The sequence below is a fragment of the Pandoraea sp. B-6 genome (assembly GCF_000282835.1).
GTDB classification, from domain to species: Bacteria; Pseudomonadota; Gammaproteobacteria; order Burkholderiales; family Burkholderiaceae; genus Pandoraea; species Pandoraea cepalis.
The window spans coordinates 31,582-55,082 of the sequence record NZ_KB290537.1; the positions used below are offsets into that span (position 1 = coordinate 31,582).

The 23,501-nt window shown below is 63.5% G+C and carries 25 protein-coding genes; 20 read left to right on the forward strand and 5 right to left on the reverse strand.

Annotated elements, in window-relative coordinates:
- The first annotated feature begins 368 nt into the window (after positions 1-368).
- From A985_RS0116160 to A985_RS0116185, 6 genes are all read left to right on the forward strand, one after another.
- The gene (locus A985_RS0116160; protein WP_157211493.1) at positions 369-878 is read left to right on the forward strand and encodes a hypothetical protein; all 510 of its coding nucleotides are present in this window, start codon (positions 369-371) and stop codon (positions 876-878) included.
- Positions 879-964: 86 nt separating this feature from the next.
- Positions 965-1,672: an ABC transporter ATP-binding protein gene (locus A985_RS0116165; RefSeq protein WP_017234441.1), complete on the forward strand. Its 708-nt coding sequence runs from the start codon at positions 965-967 to the stop codon at positions 1,670-1,672.
- Complete coding sequence (locus tag A985_RS0116170; protein WP_017234442.1) at positions 1,669-2,754, forward strand: HlyD family secretion protein; 1,086 nt, start codon at positions 1,669-1,671, stop codon at positions 2,752-2,754. The genes A985_RS0116165 and A985_RS0116170 overlap by 4 nt, the downstream gene beginning before the upstream one ends.
- Before the next feature lie 31 nt (positions 2,755-2,785).
- Positions 2,786-3,928, forward strand: a complete 1,143-nt coding sequence (locus tag A985_RS0116175) for an ABC transporter permease (RefSeq protein WP_017234443.1) — start codon at positions 2,786-2,788, stop codon at positions 3,926-3,928.
- A gap of 203 nt (positions 3,929-4,131) precedes the next feature.
- Positions 4,132-5,169, forward strand: coding sequence for a nitroreductase family protein (locus A985_RS0116180; RefSeq protein ID WP_017234444.1), 1,038 nt, complete (start codon positions 4,132-4,134; stop codon positions 5,167-5,169).
- A 74-nt stretch (positions 5,170-5,243) separates the two neighbouring features.
- Positions 5,244-6,557 carry an NRAMP family divalent metal transporter gene (locus tag A985_RS0116185; protein WP_157211494.1) on the forward strand — a complete coding sequence of 438 codons (1,314 nt, stop codon included), beginning with the start codon at positions 5,244-5,246 and terminating at the stop codon, positions 6,555-6,557.
- A gap of 62 nt (positions 6,558-6,619) precedes the next feature.
- Here the strand turns inward: A985_RS0116185 and A985_RS25835 are convergent, their stop codons facing one another.
- Positions 6,620-7,447 (reverse strand): universal stress protein, encoded by an 828-nt coding sequence (locus tag A985_RS25835; protein ID WP_157211495.1) that lies wholly within the window; start codon positions 7,445-7,447, stop codon positions 6,620-6,622.
- 314 nt (positions 7,448-7,761) lie between these two features.
- On the opposite strand from A985_RS25835, the gene A985_RS0116200 reads away from it, so the two are divergent.
- The 3 genes from A985_RS0116200 (at position 7,762) to A985_RS0116210 (ending at position 9,472) form a co-directional block, all read left to right on the forward strand.
- Entirely contained in the window at positions 7,762-8,415 is a 654-nt protein-coding gene (locus A985_RS0116200) for a BON domain-containing protein (protein ID WP_017234448.1), read from the forward strand.
- A gap of 66 nt (positions 8,416-8,481) precedes the next feature.
- The gene (locus tag A985_RS27135) at positions 8,482-8,955 is read left to right on the forward strand and encodes a pyridoxamine 5'-phosphate oxidase family protein (RefSeq protein ID WP_017234449.1); all 474 of its coding nucleotides are present in this window, start codon (positions 8,482-8,484) and stop codon (positions 8,953-8,955) included.
- A gap of 55 nt (positions 8,956-9,010) precedes the next feature.
- A complete protein-coding gene (locus A985_RS0116210) occupies positions 9,011-9,472 on the forward strand; it encodes a universal stress protein (RefSeq protein WP_017234450.1) in 462 nt (153 codons plus the stop codon).
- A gap of 61 nt (positions 9,473-9,533) precedes the next feature.
- Here A985_RS0116210 and A985_RS0116215 read toward each other — a convergent pair whose 3' ends face one another.
- The gene (locus A985_RS0116215) at positions 9,534-10,493 is read right to left on the reverse strand and encodes a universal stress protein (protein WP_017234451.1); all 960 of its coding nucleotides are present in this window, start codon (positions 10,491-10,493) and stop codon (positions 9,534-9,536) included.
- A 167-nt stretch (positions 10,494-10,660) separates the two neighbouring features.
- Between A985_RS0116215 and A985_RS0116220 the strand changes: the two genes are divergently transcribed.
- On the forward strand, positions 10,661-11,911 hold the full coding sequence (locus A985_RS0116220) for an MgtC/SapB family protein (protein ID WP_017234452.1): 1,251 nt from the start codon (positions 10,661-10,663) through the stop codon (positions 11,909-11,911).
- A gap of 125 nt (positions 11,912-12,036) precedes the next feature.
- Positions 12,037-12,465 (forward strand): Hsp20/alpha crystallin family protein, encoded by a 429-nt coding sequence (locus A985_RS0116225; protein ID WP_017234453.1) that lies wholly within the window; start codon positions 12,037-12,039, stop codon positions 12,463-12,465.
- A 51-nt stretch (positions 12,466-12,516) separates the two neighbouring features.
- On the opposite strand, the gene A985_RS0116230 is transcribed toward A985_RS0116225, so the two are convergent.
- Together A985_RS0116230 and A985_RS28240 are read right to left on the reverse strand one after the other, a co-directional pair.
- Positions 12,517-12,861 carry a hypothetical protein gene (locus tag A985_RS0116230; protein ID WP_017234454.1) on the reverse strand — a complete coding sequence of 115 codons (345 nt, stop codon included), beginning with the start codon at positions 12,859-12,861 and terminating at the stop codon, positions 12,517-12,519.
- A gap of 64 nt (positions 12,862-12,925) precedes the next feature.
- On the reverse strand, positions 12,926-13,090 hold the full coding sequence (locus A985_RS28240; protein WP_017234455.1) for a hypothetical protein: 165 nt from the start codon (positions 13,088-13,090) through the stop codon (positions 12,926-12,928).
- 465 nt (positions 13,091-13,555) lie between these two features.
- On the opposite strand from A985_RS28240, the gene A985_RS0116240 reads away from it, so the two are divergent.
- Positions 13,556-14,203 (forward strand): response regulator transcription factor, encoded by a 648-nt coding sequence (locus A985_RS0116240; protein ID WP_017234456.1) that lies wholly within the window; start codon positions 13,556-13,558, stop codon positions 14,201-14,203.
- 64 nt (positions 14,204-14,267) lie between these two features.
- Here A985_RS0116240 and A985_RS0116245 read toward each other — a convergent pair whose 3' ends face one another.
- Complete coding sequence (locus tag A985_RS0116245; RefSeq protein ID WP_017234457.1) at positions 14,268-15,053, reverse strand: helix-turn-helix domain-containing protein; 786 nt, start codon at positions 15,051-15,053, stop codon at positions 14,268-14,270.
- A 366-nt stretch (positions 15,054-15,419) separates the two neighbouring features.
- Between A985_RS0116245 and A985_RS0116250 the strand changes: the two genes are divergently transcribed.
- From A985_RS0116250 to A985_RS0116285, 8 genes are all read left to right on the forward strand, one after another.
- Positions 15,420-16,046 (forward strand): phosphoribosyltransferase, encoded by a 627-nt coding sequence (locus A985_RS0116250; RefSeq protein WP_017234458.1) that lies wholly within the window; start codon positions 15,420-15,422, stop codon positions 16,044-16,046.
- A gap of 70 nt (positions 16,047-16,116) precedes the next feature.
- A complete protein-coding gene (gene polX, locus A985_RS0116255) occupies positions 16,117-17,907 on the forward strand; it encodes a DNA polymerase/3'-5' exonuclease PolX (RefSeq protein ID WP_017234459.1) in 1,791 nt (596 codons plus the stop codon).
- A 173-nt stretch (positions 17,908-18,080) separates the two neighbouring features.
- Positions 18,081-18,431: a YqjD family protein gene (locus tag A985_RS0116260; protein WP_232424650.1), complete on the forward strand. Its 351-nt coding sequence runs from the start codon at positions 18,081-18,083 to the stop codon at positions 18,429-18,431.
- A 13-nt stretch (positions 18,432-18,444) separates the two neighbouring features.
- Positions 18,445-18,822, forward strand: coding sequence for a TraR/DksA family transcriptional regulator (locus A985_RS0116265; RefSeq protein ID WP_017234461.1), 378 nt, complete (start codon positions 18,445-18,447; stop codon positions 18,820-18,822).
- Positions 18,819-19,628, forward strand: coding sequence for a polysaccharide deacetylase family protein (locus A985_RS0116270; protein ID WP_017234462.1), 810 nt, complete (start codon positions 18,819-18,821; stop codon positions 19,626-19,628). Before A985_RS0116265 ends, A985_RS0116270 begins: the two co-directional genes overlap by 4 nt.
- Positions 19,621-20,889 carry a putative glycoside hydrolase gene (locus A985_RS0116275; protein ID WP_026132037.1) on the forward strand — a complete coding sequence of 423 codons (1,269 nt, stop codon included), beginning with the start codon at positions 19,621-19,623 and terminating at the stop codon, positions 20,887-20,889. The genes A985_RS0116270 and A985_RS0116275 overlap by 8 nt, the downstream gene beginning before the upstream one ends.
- A 246-nt stretch (positions 20,890-21,135) precedes the next feature.
- Positions 21,136-21,639: a BCAM0308 family protein gene (locus A985_RS0116280; protein WP_026132038.1), complete on the forward strand. Its 504-nt coding sequence runs from the start codon at positions 21,136-21,138 to the stop codon at positions 21,637-21,639.
- Positions 21,640-21,655: 16 nt separating this feature from the next.
- Entirely contained in the window at positions 21,656-23,461 is a 1,806-nt protein-coding gene (locus A985_RS0116285; RefSeq protein ID WP_017234465.1) for an adenosylcobalamin-dependent ribonucleoside-diphosphate reductase, read from the forward strand.
- Positions 23,462-23,501 lie beyond the last annotated feature (40 nt).

Genomic DNA, 23,501 nt, shown 5'->3' on the forward strand with positions numbered 1-23,501 from the left:
GGCGGATATCAGCGGTGCCTTAGCTTCCCAGCGTAGTGCCGGCAGGCGCGGTAGGCGGCGGGTGTCCGGTGAGACGTTGACGTGCATCAAACGGTGCCTCTCCCCGTGTTTCTTGTGAACAACGCATCGGCCGACGTTGAGATATGTCAAGGCCTGGGCCGCGGCAACGGACTATCGTGGAGACATCGCCGGTTCCAACACAACCGACGCAAGCGACACCCGATCTTGCCGGTCCTCCGGCACTTGCGTTCGGATACGGCCCCGTTCCGAACGCAGGCAAGTTGGGTTTCTGCCCGCTTCGGCGGGCGATTTTTTTCGCGCGTTGCGGTCACGTCGTGTGACCCGCAATCCATTCGGGAGACGCGACGATGTCCAAGGCCCTGACTCCCCCCTTGAGTCTGTGCAAGGCGCAAGTGTTCGCGGCGCTCGATGCTCACAGGAACTGGGTTGAGAACGTGCAGTGTCTGCGGCAGATGCAGCTAAAGGCCGACGAAGGTCTGATCGAGGCCGACAAGGCGTTCGCCAGTGCACTGGAAAGTGCGTCGGATTTCAGCGCGCTCTTCAATAGCCAGCTTGCCTTCATGAATCAGCAGTTGGCAATGCAGAACCTGATCTGGCAAGGGCTGGTGAAAATGAGTGCCCGCGGGCCCACGGTCTGGGCCGAGCAGTACTCAGCGGCGCAGAAGGCATGGCAACAGGTGTTCTCCGAGACGGCAGGCGAGGCGATGGATACGCAAAGCCCCGCCAATTGGTGGACGGCGTGGGGCGAACTGACCCAAACGGCGATGAGCGCGTTCGGCTCACTCTCGGATCCGGTCGATCAGGGCGCGCCGAGGGCAAGGCCGGCGGCGTCGGCGCAAAACGCCGCGCGCGGCTGATCGGCGGCGGGGCGTCGTCGTTGATCGCGTGAGTCCCCCTCGCGTCCTGACGCTACGCTCGCTCGTCACCGTGGAAGCTCATCCATATGCCCGGCGCACCCGTCACCGAAGCCATCGTCGCCACCGGACTGACCAAAGGGTTCGGGGAAGGGCCGGCCCGCACGACGGCCGTCAATGCCGTCGACTTGGTCGCCCATTTTGGCGAGATGCTCTTCATCGTCGGACCGTCGGGAAGCGGGAAAACCACGCTCCTTAGCCTGCTCTCCGGCATCCTGCGTCCCGACGCCGGCAAGGTGTGGGTGGGCGGCAGCGATATCTGGACGTTGTCGAAAGACGATCTGGCGGATTTTCGGCTGAACACGATCGGATTCGTGTTCCAGGACTATCACCTGTTCCCGAGGCTGACGAGCGCGGAAAATGTGGCGATACCGCTCATTCTCAAGCACAGGAACTGGAACGATGCGCTCGAGGCGGCCCGCCAGAGTTTGGCGATCGTCGGACTGAAGGACCGTACCGAGGTGGTGCCCGTCAAGCTCTCGGGCGGCGAGCAGCAACGCGTGGCGATTGCCCGGGCGATCATCGGCGCCCCTCAGATACTGGTGCTCGACGAGCCGACGGCGTCGCTGGACGGCGATACGGGCCGGATGATCATCGCTTTCGTCAAGCAGAAGGTCCTGGACCGGAACCGATGCATCGTCATCGTGACGCACGACGCCCGCATCAACGAATACGCGGACCGGATCATTCATATGGAGGACGGACGCATCGTCTCGGCGACTGGGGGGCTTTCGTGAAAAACCCATGGCTCTTCATTGTCTCCGGCGCGGGCATTCTTGCCGCCGTGCTGGGCGCTTACGTTTTCTCGATCGAGCGTAAGCCGGAAGCGCCCGTCTTCACGCCGGTGAGCAATCCGTATCCGGCCGCGATCTACGCGACCGGTATCGTGGAAAGCGAGCAGGGCGGGGGCGCCAATATCAACCTGTACCCGGAGGTCTCGGGCGTCATCACTCAGGTGCTTGTGCATGAAGGCGACAAGGTGCGCGCTGGCGCGACGTTGCTGCGTATCGACGATGCGGTTCAACGGGCCACGACCGAACAGCTGCACGCCCAGATGCTCGCAGCCGGTGTCGTGCTCGACCAACTGAAGGCTGAGCCAAGGAAGGAAACCCTGGCCGTCGCCAAGGCGCAGGTCGACCAGGCGCGCGCGAATCTGACGGCCGCGCAGGACCAGTACGACAAGCGGCGAGCCTCTTATGAGATGGACAACCGCTCGATCAGCAAAGACGTGCTCGATACGGCCCGCGACGCGGTCGGTCAGGCCAGCGCGGCACTGGAAGTCGCACAAAGCCAATATGCGCTGATTCGCGCAGGCGCGTGGCGCTATGACGTGGACAATCAGGCGCACCAATATGACGCGCTGTCCCAAGCCTATAGCGCGGCCAACGCCCTATTGCAGAAATATGCGATCACGGCCAAATCGGACGGCGTGGTGTTGGCACTGAACGCCACCGTGGGCAGCTATGTCTCCTCGCAGGGTGTCTACGATACGTACACGGCCGGGTTCGATCCCCTGATTGTCATGGGCGGGCCCCAAGACTATCTGGCGGTACGTTGTTACATCGATGAAATCCTGGTGTCGCGGCTCCCGGCGGCCGATCACATCCGCGCGCAGCTCTCCGTGCGAGGCACCGATCTGAAGGTACCGCTGGAGTTCGTTCGCGTACAGCCGCTCGTATCGCCGAAAATCGAGTTGGCCAACCAGCGCCGGGAAAAGGTCGATCTGCGTGTCCTGCCCGTCATTTTCCGGTTCAAGACGGCAGACTTGCCGAGGATTTATCCGGGACTGCTCGTCGACGTCTTCATTGGGCAGCAATGATGGGTGCCTCCGATATCCGGGGAGGGTGAGCATGCAATCCACCGGCATCATGCGTATCGGCTTCCGGTTGCTCGTGAACGACAAGGCCAAGTTCTCGGCCCTGTTGGTGGGCATCGTGTTCGCAGTCTTCCTGATGACGCAGATGACGGCGATGTTCGCGGGCATCCTGAACCGTGCCTACTCGACCGTCACGAATGTCGGCGCCGAGATGTGGGTCATCGATCCCGCGGTCAATACACCGAACTCCGCCTTTCCGCTGCCCAATTTCCTGCTGGACGCGGTACTGAGCATGGACGGTGTCAAATATGCCGCGCCGTTGTACATCGGTGGCGCGCAGGTCAGGCTGGCCAGCGGCGTCTACCAGTCGGTGAGCGTGGTCGGCCTCGACGATGCGAGTCTGTTTGGCCGCCCGCATATGGAAAAGGGGGACATTCTGGACATCTATGCCGACAACGCGTTCGTGGTCGTCGACGATCCGGAAATCGCCAAGCTGGAACATCCGGCGATCGGCACCACGTTCGAAATCAATGACTTTCGCGGCGTGGTCGTGGGCCTGGCGAACGTCTCCGCGAACGGTTTGAACGGCGTGCCAACGCTCTATACGACGTACAGCCGGGCCGTCGAATACATCCCGGGTACGCGCTTCACCATCTCCTACATTCTCGTGCAGCCCAAGTCGCCGGCGGCGATCCCGGCCATCAAGCGGCAGGTGGCCAAGCTGGGCTACATCGCGCTCACCAAGGACGAGTTCAATCAGCGCGTTGCGAACTTCTACACGTACCGGACCGGCATCGGTACCAATATTCTGCTCATGACCATCATCAGTTTCATCGTGGGGGTCTCCATTTCGGGCCAGACGTTCTATTCGTTCGTGCTCGAAAACCTGGACAAATTCGGCGCGCTGAAAGCGATCGGCGCAAAAGGCAGCGAACTGGTGAAGATGATTCTGTTCATGGCCGCATTTACCGCATTGACGGGATATGGCATCGGCGTGGGCCTGGTCACGCTGGTGATTGCCCTTGCCAAGCGCACGTTGCCAAACTACGCCGCCATCACCACGTTCTGGAATCTCGCGTTCTCCTTTACGATGGTGCTGCTGATCGCGGCGATTTCCAGCTATATCGGCATTCGCAAAGTGTTGCGGATCGAGCCGTTCGACATTTTCCGTGGATAAGCCCGCGGCGCCTCGCGGGCGGCGCTGTCGCCCATTGACGTTCGTCAATGCGCAATCGCGGCCATTGCACCAGACTTCAGGCAATACGTTCAATACGCTTGAAACGCTCGATAAACTCAATAAGCTCGCTCACCAAGCGCCTGCCGGGCCGATTTCACGTCGCGCTACCCGTGTCGTCGTGCCCTAGACCAAAGGAGGTTTTCGTGCCCCGATCCAAGGACAACTTACGCCAGGCGTGGACCGTCGACGATCAGGCGTTCGCCAGAACCGCGACGGCCGCCGAGCGGCTGAGATTCTGCCTGCAATACGCCATCCTCGCGCCCTCCACGCATAACACGCAGCCGTGGCGCTTTGTGATCAGCGACGACACGGTCCTGTTGTGTGCCGACCGCACCCGGGCGTTGCCGGTCAGCGACACGTATGACCGCGAGCTGGCGATCAGTTGCGGGGCGGCCTTGTTCAATCTGCGCGTCGCCCTCAGCCACTTCCGTTGCCCGTATGTGATCCGGATCATGCCATCGAGCGCCGAGCCCGACGTGCTCGCGAGTGTGCAAATCTCGGACGAGGGGTTCGTGGACGGACAGATTGCAGCGCTGTTCGCGGCCATCCCCAATCGGGTGACCAATCGTCAGGCCTTCGACCCGGCGCCGCTGCCGCAAGCGACGATCGCGTCGCTACAGGCGGCGGCCGAGGCGGAAGGCGCCCAACTCGCCCCGACAGCGAACGACGCGGAGCGCTTGCGACTGGCCGACCTGATCGATCAGGCGGATCGAATCCAACTGGGAGATCCGCGCTTTCGCCGCGAACTGGCATTGTGGATCAATGCCGCGCGGCGCGATGACGGCATGGCAAGCTACTCGGCAAGCGCGGCAAGCCTGCTCGACTTCGCGTCTCCGATCCTGGCCACCGTCGTGCGTACATTTGACGTCGGCGGCGGACTGGCGGCAAGCCACCGCCGTCTTGTGGAGGGTTCGCCCTTGCTCGTCTGCCTGGCAACGCGCTCGGACGACCCTGAAAACTGGCTGTTGGCCGGGCAGGCCATGCAGCGGGTGTTACTGACGCTCACGTCCCAGGGGTTTGATGCCTCGTTCCTCAACCAGCCGATCGAAGTCGAGACATTGCGCTCGGCCATCGGTGCCATGACAGGCAGCGGGGACTATCCGCAGATCCTGCTGCGCGTGGGCCGAGGCCCCTCGCAGGCCCACGCGCCAAGGCGCGCCCTGGAATCGGCGGTTTCGTAAGTGTGACGTTGCCCGAAATCACGAGTCCGCGCCAAGGGCAGGCGCGCGAGGCGTCTTGAGTCGCGAGGGCGGGAATGGGGCTGGAAACACAGGGTGAGCGGTCGTCGATGTGGCTACAGGGGCTGCGCAAACGGCTGAACGAGCATCCGCTCAGGCGCGTGGGCCCCGGGCTGATCACGGGCGTCGCGGACGACGATCCGAGCGGTGTCGTCACCTACACCCAGGCGGGCGCGCAGTATGGGCTCAACATGCTGTGGACCATGCCGCTCGCATTCCCCTTGATGGCGGCCATGCAGTTGATCTGCGCGCGCATCGGTCGCGTCACGGGCAAAGGGCTTGCCGCCAATATCGAGACGGCATTTCCGCCGATTGTCCTGCGCGGCGTGATCATCCTGCTCCTCTTTGCCAATACGCTCAATATTGCGGCCGATCTGGCCGCGATGGGCGAGGTGGCGGAACTGACCAGCGGCATCGATCGACATTGGATGACCATCGGCTTCGCGCTCGGCTCGCTGCTCCTGCAGGTCTTCGTGCCTTACCACCGCTACGTTGTCTTCCTGAAATGGCTGACCGTGTCGTTGCTCGCCTACGCCGCCGTCCTGTTGACGGTGCATGTACCGTGGCGACAGGTGGCCATGCGTACGCTGTGGCCCGATCTCACCATCGATTCGGCCAGCGCGGCCGTCATTGTGGGGGTGTTCGGCACGACTATCAGCCCCTATCTCTTCTTCTGGCAGACCTCGGAGGAGGTGGAGGAGATGGAACGGGACCCCACGGCGTTGCCGCTGAAGGACGATAACGTGGCCGCCGTTGCTGCCAGCGGCGAGCTTCGGCGAATCGGATGGGACACCTGGACCGGGATGTTCTACTCGGACATCACCGCCTTTTTCGTGATGCTGGCGACTGCCGTCACGCTCCACGCCAGCGGCATCCGGAGCATCGATACCGCGGCGCAGGCGGCTAGCGCGTTGCGGCCGCTGGCCGGCGACCTGGCGTATGCGCTCTTCAGCGTTGGTATCGTGAGCGTGGGTCTGATCGGGGTGCCGGTGCTGGCGGGGTCCGGCGCCTATGCGATGGCCGAGGCCATGCACTGGAAGGAGGGGCTCGAGCGCAAGCCCAGCGCCGCGCACGGCTTCTACGGCATTATCGCGCTCAGCATGCTCGCTGCCACCGCGATCCAGTATTCGCCGATCAGCCCAATGAAGGCATTGTTCTGGAGTGCCGTCATCAATGGCGTCGTGGCGGTGCCGCTGATGGTTGTCGTACTACTGCTCGCGTCGAGGAAATCGGTGATGGGTCAATTCACGGCGCGTTGGCCCATTCTCGTCTTGGGCTGGATGGCTACCGGAGTGATGGGCGCGGCGGCTGTGGCGATGCTGCTGATGTAGTCGGTGGGAGATCACCGCAGCCGACAGCGCTGGCGCGCCGACGACTGCAGTGCGGGATCACGTCAGTGGGACAGCAGCACCGGCGTGGACATGTGCTTGAGCACCGTGCGTGTTGCGCCACCGAACACGAGTTCACGCGTCGGGCCGTGTCCGTAGGCGCCCATGACCAGCAAGTCCGCTTCGTACTCCTCGGTAACGGCCAACAACTGAACACCATCGCTGGCTTCGGTGTCCTGTCGGATCGACACCGGCTTCGCGCGCAATCCGTGTTTCTCCAGCAGGTGCACGATCTCCGTCAGTGACGGGTCGTCGCCCGCCGGGGAGCGGTTGATGCCGACGACGAAGATGTCCTGTGCGCGCCCGAGCAGTTGCCAGGCGTCGCCGATCGCACGTCTGGCTTCACGCGAGCCGTTCCAGGCAATCACGATGCGCCGGATTTCCTGTGGCAGCGTCACGTTGTGCGGAAGTCCGAGCACCGGTACGCCTGCCGAGACGACGATGTCGCCGATGCCATCGACACCGAGGGCGGCGACCCCACCCGGTGAGTCGGGTTGCCCGACGATGCACAGGTCGGTGCCTTTGGCAAAGTTCGACAGGATGGTCGTCGGCGCGCCGAACGGCGCATGCCAGTCTCCGGCGATGTCGTGTTCGGCACAAACCTCCTGGAACAAATGCTCGGCCGCGTGCAACGCCGTCTGAGCGCGCCCCTCCGTCCGGTAGTGGTCACCGGACGATTCGCGTTGTCCTGAATGCACCGCGCCCGGGCGGTGGGGCACGTAGATTCCCGCGAGACTGGCGTCATGGTGGCGGGCAAGCAGCCCGCTGAAGCGCAGCCGTGCCGCGCTCGTCGCGGTGTCGTCTATGTGGACACAAATTCTCCGTAAGCTCATTTCCTTCCTCCTCGCATGGGTCACCCGCGCATTCGCCTGCGACAAGACGGATTGCCGCGCAGGCATGTTTTGTTATAACGCGGCCAGCCCGCTCGGCGGCGAGATTCCCGCCATCGGGTTGATGCGAATCAAGCTCGCGCGGCTTGCGTGCGGCGCGTGACGTCCTGCATGAAATTGATGTCGGTCAAGCGCTGCCGAGAGAGGCCGGCAATGCGCCCACTCAGGCGCTAAGGTGAAAGAACCCGGCGCGATACCCGCAACTGTCAGCGACGTTTGCGATGGCGCCATCCCTATTCTGTGGCACGGAGTACCCCATGAAGACTGATGCTCAACTGCAGCGCGACGTGATGGACGAACTCGCGCGCGACACTAACGTTCATGCCAGCGAGATTGGCGTCGAGGTGCGCGACGGCATTGTCACGCTCTCGGGCGAGGTCGCGAGTTTCTTTGAGAAGTGCGAAGCCGAGCGCGTCGCGGCGCGGGTCGCGGGGGCGCGCGCGATTGTGATCGGACTGGAAGTCGTGCCGATGTCGAAGGATCGTCATACCGATGCCGATATCGCAAGAGCCGCGCTTGCCGTGCTGAAGTGGCACGCCGGCCTGCCGGACGACGGCATGCACGTCAAGGTCGAGAACGGCTGGGTGTCCCTGGCCGGCGACGTCGAGACCTACACGCAGCGCGTGTTGGCCGAGAGTGCCGTTCGTACGTTGCGCGGCGTCAAGGGCGTCATCAACGACATCAAGGTGCTCAGTGGGCCCCATCGCACGGAAATTGTCGGGCATATCGCCGCCGCGCTGGCGCGTCAGGCGCAGCGCGAGGCGCGCCACCTCGACATTTCCATCCTGGGCAATGGCGAGGTGCTGCTGACCGGCACGGTCCATTCGCTGGCGGAAAAGGAAGCCATCCGGGGAGCGGCCATGACCACGCATGGCGTATGCGCCGTCGTGGATCGGCTAACGGTCGAGTAAGCGCGCCGGGTAATGCCCATGGGGCGGCACACGCAACGCGAACACGATAGACGCAGGAGAAGCCTGATGAACGCAGACCTGGAGGCCGTCATTCTGGACGTGCTGGACTCGTGTCGGGAGTTGTCGCTCGCGACGCTCATGGCGGACGGGAACACGCAGTCCGATGTCGTTTGTTTCGTCCATCACGGACTCGACATCTATTTCGCCACCGGGCGCGATAGCCGCAAGATGGCGAATATCGAGCGCGCCGCACAGGTCTCGTTCTGTCTTTACAAGCCCTATGTGGGATGGCCGGACATCAAGGCGCTGTCGGGCCACGCCTTTGCCGAAATTTTGCCGGACGAATCGTCCGAGCGTGTACTGGCGATGCGACTGCTCGATGAGCGTTTTCCAGACGCGTGGACGCGCGTTCCCGAACACGGTTCGAGTCGCTCCACCATCGTGAAGCTCGAATGCTGGGCGCTTCAGGTGCTCGACTACAGCCGCGGGTTTGGTCACGCCGATATCGTTACCGTTCCATCGAAACGTCGCTGCGAATAGCGCGAATAGCCGTGGCGTCGGTGGTTGAAGGAATGCAAAACAAGGGGAAGAAATCATGTACCGCAACATACTGGTGGCTTTCGATGCCAGTCCGCCCTCGGAAACCGCGCTGATCCACGCCGCGAGGCTCGCCAAGGCGCTCGGGGCCAGGCTTCGCGTCGCTTACGTCGAAGTCGACCCGGCACTTTATTTTCCCTTGATGGCGGCAGCACTGCCGTCGGTGGCCGACATGCAGAACGCGCTCAACGCCGAGACGTTGGCCGTTCGGGAAGCGGCATTGGACATTCTGGCGCGCGAGGGTGTTGCGGCCGATTTCGCGACGCTACCGTTGATGGACAGCCATATGCACATTGCCGATCGCTTGCTGACGGAGGTTCGGCGGGTGGGCGCAGATCTCGTGGTCACCGGCTCGCACGGACGCCGCGGCCTCGCGCGCGTCACGCTCGGTAGCGAGGCCAACCGCCTGCTGCAGCGAGCCGACCGGCCGGTGCTCATTATCAAGTCGCCCGCGCCATAGCGCGTGCGTGGTGTGCGGCGGTGCGATCAACCCCGGGACGCGGGGGGCTCGCCCCGACGCGTCAGCCCGCCTGATTGACGACCAGCAGCGGGCGATCGATCGCGCGGGCAACCCGCTCGTTCTCATGACCGTTGAACCATGAGAACAACCCATGACGATCCTGCGCGCCCACGACGACGAGATCCGCCTCCCATTCCTGCGCTTCCCGGAGTAGGGCGGCGGCCACGTCTTCCGCCAGGCGCGTGTGCGACACACGGCGCTCGATGTTCCCCTTGGCGCCCAGTTCGGTCATGATCGCCGAGGCTTGCGCGAGTGCATTTTCAGCCCGGGGGACGGCGGGCGTTGGCGTGAGCAGGGATTCCTCCAATTCGGACACGTCGACCCCGCGGTCCTCGACATAAATAGCCAGCAGGCTCGAATGCGGCGGGGCCACCTGCATCCCCACGCGCACCGCGTGCAGCGATGCCTCGCTACCGTCGACCGCAAACAGGATCCGACGCGCGTGGTGCAGTGACGATTCCGTCGCTTTCTTGGGAATCATGAGGATGGCGCGGTGGGTGTGCTCGGCCAGTGCGGCGGAGACCTTGGTGCCCAACAGGGCGGCGATGCCGGCGGCCGGTTCGGCGCCGACGACCACCAGGTCGGCATTCCATTCGTCGGCCACTCGGGCAATACCCGCCGAGATCTCGCGATTGCCCAGCGCAGGCCCGAGCAGCCGCTTGTGCACCTGTGCGCCAGTACGTTGCAATACCGCCTGCGCGCCCTCCAGCGCCACGAGTTCGTCGCGGCGGAGTTCGTCGAACGCGGCGCTGACATCGGCCGGCGTACGGGAGTGGGGCGTCAGGTAGGCCTCGGGGTCCTCGAAGAATCCCAGGACCAGCACCTGCGTGTCCGGCGAACAGAAATGGCCGGCATACGGAATGGCGTTCAGCGACGCGCCGCTGGGATCGACGGCAACGAGGATCCGCTGGAATGGCTTGGGAAAGCCATGGGGCGACAGCAGTTGGGAGACAGGTTCCATGGTCGAAGTCGCCGGGCACGGCGATCCTTATCGATGAATCGTTAATAGCATAGACGGTACACAGGCAGCGCCATTGCGTTCGATCAACATCGCACGCCACGACGCGGCGCCGACGCTCCCCGTCACTTATGCTATACCGTGCACTGAACGAAATAAACGGGCGCGCGATGACCGAAGCCATGCTCGACATTTTGCCGTATGCGACCGCACTGGCGATCGGCTTGCTCATCGGTGCCGAACGTGAGCGGCGCAAGGGGGCGAGCCGCGAGCGGGCGGCGGCAGGCATCCGGACGTTTGCGCTGACGGCCGTGCTGGGGGCGGTCGCCTTGGCCTTGGGGGGCGTTTGGCTGCTGGCTGCGGTGGTGCTGGCGCTCAGCGCCGTGTTGATCGCCGCCTACCTGCGTCCCCACGACGATCCGGGGATCACGACCGAGATCTCGCTGATCCTGACGCTGCTGCTCGGTGCGATGGCGCAACGCCACCCCGCCTTGACGATCGCCATCGCCGTGGCCGTCGCGAGCGTGATGCAGGTGCGCTTTCACTTGCATCGGCTCGTGACGCGCGTCGTGACGGAAGCCGAGTTGCAGGATGTGCTTCTGCTCGCGGTGGCTGCCCTCGTGATTCTGCCTATCCTGCCGAATCGGCCTATCGATGTCTTCGACTCGGTCAATCCGTCCACGATATGGCGCTTCACCGTTGTCATGCTCTCCATTGCCGTGATCGGTCATTTTGCCCAACGCGCGCTTGGGCCGAACGCGGGATTACCGGTCACGGGGTTCGCTTCCGGGTTCGCGTCCAGTATCGCCACGATCAGCGCGATGGGCCTGCAGGCCAGGCAAAATCCGGCCTTGTTGCTGCCCGCCGTCGCGGGAGCCGCGCTCTCCAGCGTCTCGACCATGGTGCAGTTGGCCATTGTGATTGGCACGGTCTTCCCGACCGTGTTGCTCCATCTTGCGTTTCCGCTCGGCGCTGGCGCCGTTGCCGCGCTGTCGTACGCCCTTTGGGCGCTTTGGCGCGCGAACCGGTGCGCCACGCCGCAAATGGTCCACATTGGAACCGCCATCGATTTGAAGTCCGCGTTGGTGCTGACCCTGAGTGTGTCCGTCGCCATGTTCGCTTCGGGGGCACTCTCGCATTGGTTCGGGAAATCGGGCTTGCTGGCGGTCGCCTTGGTGGGCGGCTTGGCGGACGCGCATTCCATCGCGGCCAGTGCCGCCGCGCTGGCCGAACAGGGCCGGCTCAGCGTCACGGACGTTGGCCTTCCGATACTGGCCGGGGCCTCGACAAACGCCATGGTCAAGGGGATTGCGGCGTTCGTATCCGGGGGGCCACGTTTCGCGAAGCTCGTCGTTCCCGGCATCGTGCTGGTGATCGCCGCGCTCTGGCTCGGGTACGCCTTCGCGCCGTCGATTTCATGATCGACGCCGAGGTTTCTCTTGATGTCAGTCAATTCGTCGGCGCGCTCGCGATCTAGATTAGACAACGTGCGACATGGATCGCAGCCCCCTGGGCGCACTGCGCCCCTTACCCCACGGAGTCAGCTATGGCAAACCTCACCCGATTCGATCCATTGAATTTCGACGAGCCGTTCGAGAACCTCATTCGTAACGCGTTCTGGCGTCCGCTTGCGCTGGAGAGCTCGAAGCGTATGCAAATCAAGCTCGATGTCGAAGAGGACGACAAGCAATTTACCGTACGCGCCGATATACCGGGTGTGAGCAAGGAAAACATCAAGGTCGCGCTCGACGGCAATCAGGTGTCCATCAGCGCGCACCTCAGCAACACCACGGAAAAGAAGGACAACGGCAACTTCGTGCATCGGGAACGGTATGAAGGCGATATGTACCGCAGCTTCTCGTTGTCACAGGCGGTCGACCGAGACAAGGCCGTTGCGAATTATCGCGACGGGGTATTGGAACTGGTGCTGCCAAAGCGGGCCGATGCCGGTCAACGGGAGTTGACCATTCAGTAAGCCGCAGAGGCGGTATGGGAGGGTGCCGCTCAGGCACCCTCGCGAGGCGGGCTAGTGCAGCGTTTGCGGAAGCGGGATGAACGCGACGCCGCGCGGCATATCTTCAAATTCGGGCGACCGCAGCCCGTCGATCACCTGACACGCATAATCGATCGCGCATCGGAGCGCGCGATAGGGGTCTGCGTCCAACCGCTCGTTCAATGTGATCTGTATCACAACGCCTTCAGTCGGCGTGCCATCCGACAGAGGGCCGTCGTGCTTTGCGGTTGCGCCGCGCACGATCGCCACAGGCAGATAGCGCCGGTCGTGGCTCGGTACGGCAAATCCACCGCAACCGACAAGTTGCGCGTGAGCTTCGATAACGAATGCCTTGTAATGTTGTCGCAGCGTAGACATGAGAACCTCATAAGCACTTGGGATCGCTGGCACGATCCAGAGGGATTGACGAGCGCGTCTGCATTCAGCATTTGTAATGCCTGTGCGAGGGAGGCGCCATGACACAAGTCAATTCGTCACGATGCAGCGTCTTGGAAACGTTGCGCAGGACCGCATCGACGCCAGCAGCGCCCCAAAAAACGGCATTCGGCTGCGCCAGGCGTGTGTTCGATGGATTGACGACTTTCATTCGCCAATCAGCTCGTCTTGGCGCTCGGATTCGCAGCGATTCTCCCGTGTACCGGGACGAACCGCCCGCTGGGTACACTTACTCGATGCAATAACGCCGGATCGTGCTTCCCATTTGTTGTTTGGAGGGTTTCCTCTCATCTTTTCGGCTGATACGCCTGCCGATCCTGGACGGTAATATCTCTTGAAAGCTGAGAGAAATACGCTTTAGTTAACAAAAGAACGGCTGCGGGTCGGAATAGCATTCGCAGACCGTTGCAAAAGCCAATCCCGAGCGGTGGGTGGTTTGCGCTCGTTGGTTGCCGCCCTATATCAGGGGCATAGGTCACTGAATGGCTCAAAATCGGTCCGATGCGGTTCATCCGCAATGTGCCACCGCCTCGCCGGTGTCGCTGGGTACGCGAATCGAAGGCTCTGCCGGGCAGCCTCTCAGGGAAGCGGTTGCCACCAAATTCGGAGGCAAGGCATGACGCGTATCATGATCGCGGACGATCACGCCGTAGTGCGAGACGGACTCAAACATATCCTGGAGGGGGCGGGCGTGTTTGACGTCGTCGGCGAAGCGGCGGACGGCGCTGCGATCCCGTTGATGGTCAACGATTGCTCTCCCAACGTATTGCTGCTCGATCTGTCGCTGCCAGGAAGAAACGGTCTGGAACTGATCCGGCTGCTGCGCGATTCCCATCCGGCGTTGCGCATACTGGTGCTGACCATGCATTCGGAGGAGCAGTACATCGTACGTGCTTTCCAGGCGGGGGCAGCAGGATACCTGACCAAGGAAAGCGCGGCGGAAGAACTCGTCACGGCCATCAATCATGTGGCCGTGGGCGGCACCTATGTCAGCCAGTCGATCGCGGGCAAGTTGGCATCGAGCTTCCAGGGAAATGGCGACGACGTGCCGCATCGGCGCCTGTCCAATCGCGAACTGGAAGTCTATCGTCGTCTGGTGCGTGGCGAACCGCTCACCACCATCGCCAATGCGCTGTGTGTCAGCCCCAAGACCGTCAGCACGTACAAGATGCGTCTCATGGAGAAAATGCAGCTGCCCAATGAGGTGCAACTGGTGCGCTACGCGCTTCGCCATCATCTCTTCGACGAGGGCGATAACCTCTGACGTCTACGCGACCAGGCTCGCATGGCAAGGCGTCGCACGTTCGACCGCCCTCATGTCGGCACCGTCAGCATGCGCCAAGCGCTTCGCGGTCCAGCAGCGTAATCCGCTTTCCCGCAACCAGAATCAAGCCACCGCGCTGAAACCGCGATAACGACCGGCTGACCGTCTCGAGCTTCATGCCGAGATGGCTTCCGATGTCTTCGCGCGTCATGCGCAATGTGAACTCGCGGGGCGAGTACCCTCGCTGCTCGAAGCGATTCGAAAGATTCAGAAGGAAGGTCGCGACCCGTTGATCGGCACTCATGCTGCCCAATAACACCATCTGCGCCGTCTCTCGGACGATCTCGGCGCTCATGAGCCGGTGAATATGCTGTTGGAGCGGCGACAATTCGCGGCACAGCACCTCCAGGGGCTGGAATGGGATCACACAGACGGCGCTATCTTCCAGGGCGAAGGCATCGCAGGGATGTGACTCGGCGACGATGCCGTCCAGCCCGAGCAGTTCGCCGGGAAGATAAAATCCCGACACGTATTGGCGCCCCAGCGAATGCTGCGCCACGGTCTTGAACGACCCCGAGCGGACCGCGTAGAGACTCTGGAACGAATCGCCGGTCCGGTAAAGCGCATGGCCCTGCCGGACCATCCGCCAGGTACGCACGACAGATTTCAGGCGTGCCGCATCGTGGTCATTCAGCTTCGACGCAACACAGAGGTGTCGCAATACGCACGTACCGCACTGGGCGGGGGGATGCGAGATCAGCCCGCTCGACATGCCGTCATTGACCGTTGAAAACGCCTCGACGGCACCGAAGCGACGTTCGGCGTCTGCCAAATAATGTGATTCGTACATCGCCATCTCCCGGCCAGCCGTTGGCCTGCATGCACCGATTGCGCGCACCCGGGCGCCCAATGTTCCGGTTGTCTTCCTGCATGTGCCTACCCGCACTCGCGCGCTGTCTGGCGCTGCCCTCAAGTGGCATGTTTTGTCGTCGGGGTAGGGGCTTGAAACCAAGTATCGCGACGGCCGCGTCGGGGGGAAAGCAGGCGCGGCTGAGATCTTTGTAGGCAGACGCACGCCCGGTGTCAGGCAATCCTTACGCAGACCGTTTCGTGCGAACGCCTGACGGGAATGCTTGACCTTGGCTAAACCGGCGCCGCCCCCGATGACTAGGATGATCTTATGGGGGCGCTTAGCCGCCGTTCGAGGAGAACGTCAATGCCATTTATCGACCGGGCCGATGCCGCACGCCAGCTAGCCAAGGCACTCAACGCGTACTCGGGCAAGCACCCGTTGATTTTGGCCGTGCCACGCGGTGGGGTTCCGATTGGCGCCATCGTGGCCGATGCCCTCGGCGGCGATCTGGACATTGTGCTGGTTAGGAAGTTGGGCGCCCCTGGCAATCCTGAACTGGCGGTCGGCGCCGTGGACGAGAGCGGCTGGACGTACCTGACGCCATACGCGAAGCTGGCGGGCGGCGAGAGTGCCTATGTCGAACACGAACGAATGGTGCAACTCGACACCCTCCGGCGTCGCCGGGCCCGCTTTACGCCGGGAAGACAGCGGACGAGCGCTGACGGGCGGTTGGCGATTATCGTGGACGACGGCATCGCCACGGGGGCATCGATCATCGCGGCCTTGCACTCGGTGCGACAGCTTGGGCCAGCACGATTGATATGCGCAGTGCCGGTGGCCCCGCCAGATGCCTTGCGCGACATCGCGCCCTATGCCGACGAAGTGATCTGTCTGGAGACACCGGCCGATTTCAGCGCGGTGGGCGCCTTCTACCGAAAATTTCCCCAAGTCAGCGATGACGAGGTCGTCGCTTGCCTGCGCTCGCGCTAATGGCCCACGCCGCGCCTGTGCAATACCCGGTGTCCTGCGTGTCGCGCCGCATGTCTGCTGGAGTCAAGGCGTGAGAGAACCCTCCGAAAAGCCTGAAATCATCGCGAAGGAAATTGCCGCCACCGTGGTACCGCGCGCGGGCGTGACCAACGACCGGATCGTTGCGATCTTCGACGAAATCGCCGACCTCCTCGACGTCGAAAATGCGAATCCGTTCAGGGTTCGGGCCTACCGCAATGCGGCCAGGACGATCGGTGCGCTGACCGAGGACGTGGGCGTCCTGCTGGCGCGCGGCATCGACCTCACGACACTGCCGGGCATCGGCGCCGATCTCGCGGGAAAGATGCGCGAGATCGCTGAAACCGGCGCAAGCGAACTACTGACGCGCCTGCGCCGCGAAACGCCTGGACAGATTCAATCGTTGCTCAGTCTGCCGGGGCTGGGGCCGCGTCGTGTACACAGGCTGGAGCACGACCTGGACGTGCATACGATGGAGGATCTGGCCGCCGCAGCCCGTGAACACCGCATTGGTACGCTGCCCGGATTCGGGCAGCGCACGGAACAGCGCCTGCTTGACGCCGTGCAGGCGCGGCTCGACCGGCACCGCCGCTTCAGCCTCGATATCGCGATGCGCGCCGTCGATCCCCTCATGGCGTATCTGCGCGAGACCGGCACCGCGCAGGCGATGGCGGTCGCGGGCAGCTACCGGCGGGGCAGGGATACGGTGGGGGACCTTGACATCGCTGTGGCGTCTGGCCGGCCTCAAGCCGTGATTCACGCGTTCCTCGCCTACGATCAGACGCGATCGGTGATCTCCGCCGGAAGCACGCGGGCAAGCACGGTGCTGATGAATGACATGCAGGTCGACCTAAGAGTGGTGGCCGCGTCGAGCTATGGCGCGGCGCTCGTTTATCTGACCGGTTCGAAGGCGCACAACGTGGCGCTTCGCAAGATGGCGCAGGCACGCGGGCTGAAACTGAACGAATATGGTGTGTTCCGGCAAGGGCGAAAAATCGCTGGCCGCGACGAGGCGTCGATCTACGAAGCGCTCGATCTGCCATGGATTGCGCCGGAGTTGCGAGAGGACACCGGGGAACTGGAGGCGGCGCGCGATGGCACCTTGCCGCGCCTTGTCGAAGCCCGCGAGATCCGGGGCGATCTTCACGTCCACACGAACGAAAGCGACGGTGTCGACAGACTCGAAGCCATGGCCGTAGCGGCCGGCCGTCAAGGGCTTCAGTACCTGGCCATCACGGATCACTCGCCGCGTCTGGGCATCACGCATGGGTTGAGCGCCAGCCGTCTCGCCGCGCAGGCGGACGCCATCGACGCGCTGAATGCAAAGGGCGGATTGCCGGGGATTCTCAAGGGCGTCGAGGTCGATATCCTGGAAGACGGATCGCTCGATCTTCCCGACGCTGTGCTGGGGCGGCTCGATCTGGTCGTTGGCGCGGTTCACAGCCATTTCGATTTACCCGCCGACAAGCAGACCGCGCGGCTGTTACGGGCGATTGACCACCCGCACTTCAGCATCCTCGCACATCCCTTTGCTCGTTTGATCGGCGAGCGCGACGCTTGCCGGTTCGACGCCGCCCGCGTTCTCCAGGCGCTTGCCGAGCGCGGTGCTTTCGTGGAAGCCAACGCACAGCCGCGCCGGCTGGACCTGTGGGACACCGGCTGCCGGCTGGCGAAGTCGATGGGTGTGCGGGTGAGCATTGCGTCGGACGCGCACCGCACGGCCGATTTCAACCATCTGGCGTTGGGCCTCATGCAGGCCAGACGCGGCTGGCTCGAGGCCGCCGACGTCCTCAACACCCGCCCGCTGCCCCGGCTGCGCGCCATGCTCAAAAAGACGATGTAGCCGTGGCGGGCGGGCGTCTACCCTGAACCTCATACACGAAGATCACGCCGATTTGCGCCATGTCATGGCACGCCGTGCGCAGATGGCTATAGTGAACCTGGCCCGCGCCGACCACGGCGGCGCATTGTCGAATTCGATGGGAGCGAGAGATGAACGACATTCGGACTGAATTCATGAATCACCGTCAGACCTTGGTCAACGACGCTGAGGCCCTCCTTGCCGATATCAAGGCGTTGCTGCGTGATATTGCCGACGAAGCCAATCCGGCGTCCGATGAAGCGCGTCCCGCACTCACTGCCAGGCTTCAGCAACTGACCGCACAGCTCGATACGCTGCGCACAACGAGCCGGCAGCGCGTGTCGGGATGGGCGCGAACCACTGACCATTACGTGCACGACCATCCCTGGCAGAGTGTAGCGGCCGCGGCATCCATCGCCGCGTTGGCGGCCGTCGCGGGCGCGGTGGTGGCCCCCATGATCGCTCGAGGCCGGCGTACGCCGTCGGATGCCGACCTGCGCCTTTGATGGGAGACCAACGATGGAAAGCCTCAAAAACCCGGGACTTGGCGCGTTGGAGACGCTGATGGATACGGAGGAAAAACGCATTCAAAGCGTGATGGCCACCACCGAATCGCCGCTCGGCGAACGCTCGGCATCGGAGTCCCACGACGACGCCGACCTCGCGAACGAGGAAACCGCCGAACGCGTGCAAGATGCCATGCTCGATCGCTTTCGCCAACAGCTCTCGGATATTGAAGCGGCACGGGATCGCATACGCCGTGGCGAATATGGCATCTGCATCGATTGCCGCCAGAGTATTCCGTATGCCCGGCTGAAGGCGTATCCGACGGCGAAGCGATGTGCCGCATGTCAGCATCGCCACGAGCGACTTTTCGCGATCGATCACGCGAGGTGACCGGCGTGCGCAGGGGCGCTCGCCGCCGCGCGCTTGCCCTCCTGGCCGGCGGGCTGATGGGCTTGACGTGTGCTGGCATCACGAATGCCGCCCCCGCGCAACATGACGTCCTGATTCTCGTCTATCACCGCTTCGCGGAGCGCGTCACCGATTCGACCACGGTGCGCACGGAGACCTTCGCGTCGCAACTGCGCTTTTTCGAGGAGAACGGCTATCGGGTGGTACCGCTGGCCGACGTCATCGCCTGGCATGCCGGCGGGCAGGACAACCTGCCGCCGCGCGCACTCGTCCTGAGCGTGGACGATGGCCACCGGTCCGTCTACGAGGTGCTGTGGCCGATGTTGAAGGGGCGCTCGGTACCCGTCACACTCTTCGTCTACCCGTCGGCCATCTCCAATGCGTCCTATGCCATGACGTGGGATCAGTTGCGCGCGCTTGCGCAATCGGGGACTTTCGACATCGAGTCTCACACCGAATGGCATCCCAATTTCAAGACAGAGCGCGCGCGGCTGGCGCCTGCGGCTTACCGGCGCTTCGTGCACGATCAGCTTCGCCGTTCCCGCGATCGGATCGAGGCCGAACTGCATCGGTCCGTTCGTCTACTGGCGTGGCCGTTTGGCATTTACGATACTGAATTAGCGGCCATGGCGCGCGACGAGGGCTACACGAATGGGTTCTCTCTCGATGCCAAACCCGTCACGCCGCAGTCGAATGCCATGGCGTTGCCGCGATACCTCATGACGCAGCACTGCGGCATGAAGTGCCTGCGCGGCATGTTGCGCAATGCACAAACGCATCATGATTAGCCGATGGATCGTCTGGAGCCTTTCGCTCCTGTGCCTGCAACCCGTGCCGCCGGCCACGGCAGACACCGTCGCAGCGACGGTCGTCGATGTGGCGACCCGCGAGCCGATTGCGGGCGCGACGCTCGTGAGCGGGGACCGCGCCTGGATAAGCGACCGCAAAGGCGAGATCGTGCTCCCCGATATGGCGCCGGGGGCGCCGATGGCCGTCTCGGTGCGCGCGCCGGGGTATGCGAGAGTGCAAGCCTCGCTGCGCGGGGGAGGTCGCGCGAGCGTTGCCATGACGCGCATCCACCCCAAAGCCGTCTATCTCTCCGTGTACGGCATCGCGAGCCGTGCATTGCTCGATGCCGTGCTGGCGTTGCCCGAACGTAGCACCATTAACGCGCTTGTCATCGATGTCAAAGGCGATCGCGGCATGACGCCGTATCGCAGTCCTGCGCGGGAAGGCATCGGTGCGCAGGCGCATGTGCCCGCGAATACGCCACGGGTCAAGGATCTGCCGGCACTGGTGAAATCGCTGCACGATCGCGGCCTGTACCTCATTGCCCGCATCGTGGTCTTCAAGGACGATCCTTTGGCGCGAGCCCATCCGGAGTGGGCGGTGCGCGATGCCGAGGGCAACGTGTGGCGTGACCGCGAACAGCTCCGATGGATCGATCCGACGATTTCCGCCGCATGGACGCACAATCTTGACGTCGCCGAGGAGGCGGCGCGCATGGGGTTCGACGAGATCCAATTCGACTACCTGCGATTCCCGGACGCACCCGGGTTGCAATTTCATGAGACCAACACCGCCGAACATCGGGTCGGCGCCATCACCGGCTTCCTGAGCGCTGCGCGCGAGCGTTTGCTGCGCTATAACGTCTACCTGTCGGTCGATATCTTCGGCTACGTCTGCTGGAACCTCAACGACACGGCGATTGGGCAGCAGCTCGAAACCCTCGCCGAGCAGGTCGATTACGTGTCCCCCATGCTCTACCCGTCAGGATTCACCCGGGGACTTCCGGGATCCGACCCGCCGACCGACCATCCGGGTGAGATCGTGTCGCGCTCTCTCGCGCAGGCGATGCGCCGCACCGGATTGCCCGGCGTGCGTTTCCGCCCCTGGCTGCAAGCGTTTCGGGACTATGCTTTCGATCGTCGTAATTTCGGCGCGGCCGAGATTCGTGCCCAAATCGATGCGGCCGAGGCGGCGGGGACCGACGGGTGGATGTTGTGGAATCCACGCAATCGATACGACCCGATGACCTTGCCGCGCTGAAGGCGCCGCGTGTGCCGATGGTCCATGCGAGAGGGACCTAGGCGCTCGCATGACGAGGCGTCGCGAGAGATGTCGCGCCATTTGATCCAGGCCAAGTTCTCGCGCGCGCAACCGCTTACTGTATCTATATCTGGCGGGCACTCATGGCGAGTCGCGTTGATGTCGACCGCCTGGCATGTCCCGGTGGCGTCTGCGGCGGACGCACATTCGACACGAGCCTGCGCCAGCGTTTCAAGGAGTCACAACATGAAAGTCAGAGCTAGGTCTGCCATGGTCCGGCCCACAAGGTGGGATCGTTTTCCGGACGAGCACGTCCCCGACAGTTACAAGCAACCCTCAGCGTCCCCCGCACTCGCGGCTTGCCCGGTGTGTCACGCCGTCTACCTGCGCGGGCATTGGCAATGGCGCGCCGTGCCGCCCGATGCGGCCACCGTCACTTGCTCGGCCTGTCATCGAAGCGCCGACGGCGTGCCCGCGGCCCGTCTGGTACTGGATGGCACCTTCGAGGCCGCGCATCGACAGGAAATTCTCGGTCTGGTGAATCACCGCGCGCAGCGGCTGCACCGGGAGCATCCGATGGAGCGCGTGATGGCGATCACGTCGGGCGAGGACGGTACGGCGATCACGACCACCGGAATGCACATTGCGCGCGATATCGGCAATGCCATTCACCATGCCTATGGCGGGAAGCTCGATCTCGACTACGGGCACGCGGAATCGGAACTTCACGTGCGCTGGCATCGATCCTGACGCAGGAGCCATCCCCATGCCGGTCATTCACGATTCGGCGTCGACGGTCTGCGATGCGGTGCTGGCGGATCGCTATCTTGCGCCGGGGGAGGCGGCGCGCGACGATGTCTTCCGACGGGTAGCGCGCGCGCTGGCCGAGGCCGAGCCACCGGATCGACGTGGCGATGCGGCACGGCACTTCTACGGCAACATGCTGCGGGGCGCGATCGGCGCGGGCCGGATCATGGCCAATGCGGGCACCGGCAAAAACGCCACGATGGTGAACTGCTTCGTGCACCCGATCGTCGGTCCGGACGTGCCCGTGGCGCGTCAGACCGACATCGCGCGCGCGCTCGCGCAGGCCACGACGACCCTGCGCATGGGCGGTGGTGTCGGGTACGACTTCTCGTCAGTGGCGCCCGCCGACGCACTGGTGTGTGCGTCGGATCATGGCACGGGCGATGTTTGCGACGTTATCGATCGGTTCGATCTGGCCTGCCAATCGTTGGCCTTGACCGATACGCGCGGCGGCGCGCAGATGGCGGTGTTGCGCTGCGATCACCCCGATCTGGACGAATTCATCAATGCCAAGCGCGGACGCCGGCGCTGGGCGACATTGAATGTGTCGGTGGCGGCGACCGCCGAGTTCATGCACGCCGTTGCCCGCGATACCGAGTGGCGGCTTCAGCATCGTGCGGCCCCCAATCGGCAACGACTGGCGGCGGGCGCGCATTTGCTCGATAACGGCAACTGGTGCTACGCCAGGGTCCCCGCACGGCAATTGTGGGCGCGGATCGTCGACGCGGCCCACGGAAGCGCCGAGCCGGGCTTGCTGTTCATCGACACGATCCGTGAATCCAATGACCTTGCCGACATCGAATCGATTGCCGCGACGAATCCATGCGGTGAACAACCGCTCCCGGCGTGGGGGAGTTGCGTGCTCGGTCCGATCGATCTGTCGCGGCGAGTCAGGCATCCGTTCGGCGTGGGGGGAATGCCGACGTTCGACTTTGCGGGTCTGGCACGGCTCGTCCATGTCCAGGTCAGAATGCTCGATAACGCAATCGACGTCACGCGATGGCCGTTACCGGAGCATGGACACGAAGCCCGAAGCAAGCGAAGGATCGGTGTGGGCGTCACAGGGCTGGCCGATGCGCTGACGATGATGCGTGTGCGTTACGACGCGCCGCAGGGCAGGGACCTCGCCAGCGCCATCGGGCGATGCCTGCGCGACAACGCTTATGCGGCGTCGGCGGCATTGGCGCGCGAGCGCGGGGCGTATCCGCTGTTCAGCGGCGAGCGCAGCCTGTCGACGGGAAGCTTTGCGTCGGCGTTGCCGGATGCCGTGCGCGCCGAGATTGCGCGTTATGGGCTGCGCAATAGCCATCTGCTGTCGATAGCCCCCACAGGCAGCGTCAGTCTGGCGTTCGGCGGCAACTGCTCAAGCGGTATCGAGCCGGCCTTCGCCTTGGCGTACCAGCGTCAGTTGCGCTTGCGGCATCAGGCACCGCGCGCATACCGTATCGAGAATCACGCCTACCGACGCTTCCGTGCCTTGTGTGGCGAGTCGGCGGCATTGCCGGACTACTTCGTCACTGCCAGTCAGGTGAGCGGCGACGATCACCTGCGCATGGTGGCGGCAATACAACCGTTCATCGATGCCGGCATCTCGAAGACGGTGCTGGTCGCCAGCGGGGTGTCACGCGAGCGCGTCGGAGATCTGCTCTATCGTGCGTGGCAATTCGGACTCAAAGGCGTGACGATTTTCCGGCCTGAGCCTGGTGCGGACGAGGTGCTTTCGGTGTTGCCGGCGTCGGCAGGGCGCCCGGCATGCTTTTGCTGAGCGACACTGAATGAACCGAATGCGCTAACGGTGCAATCCG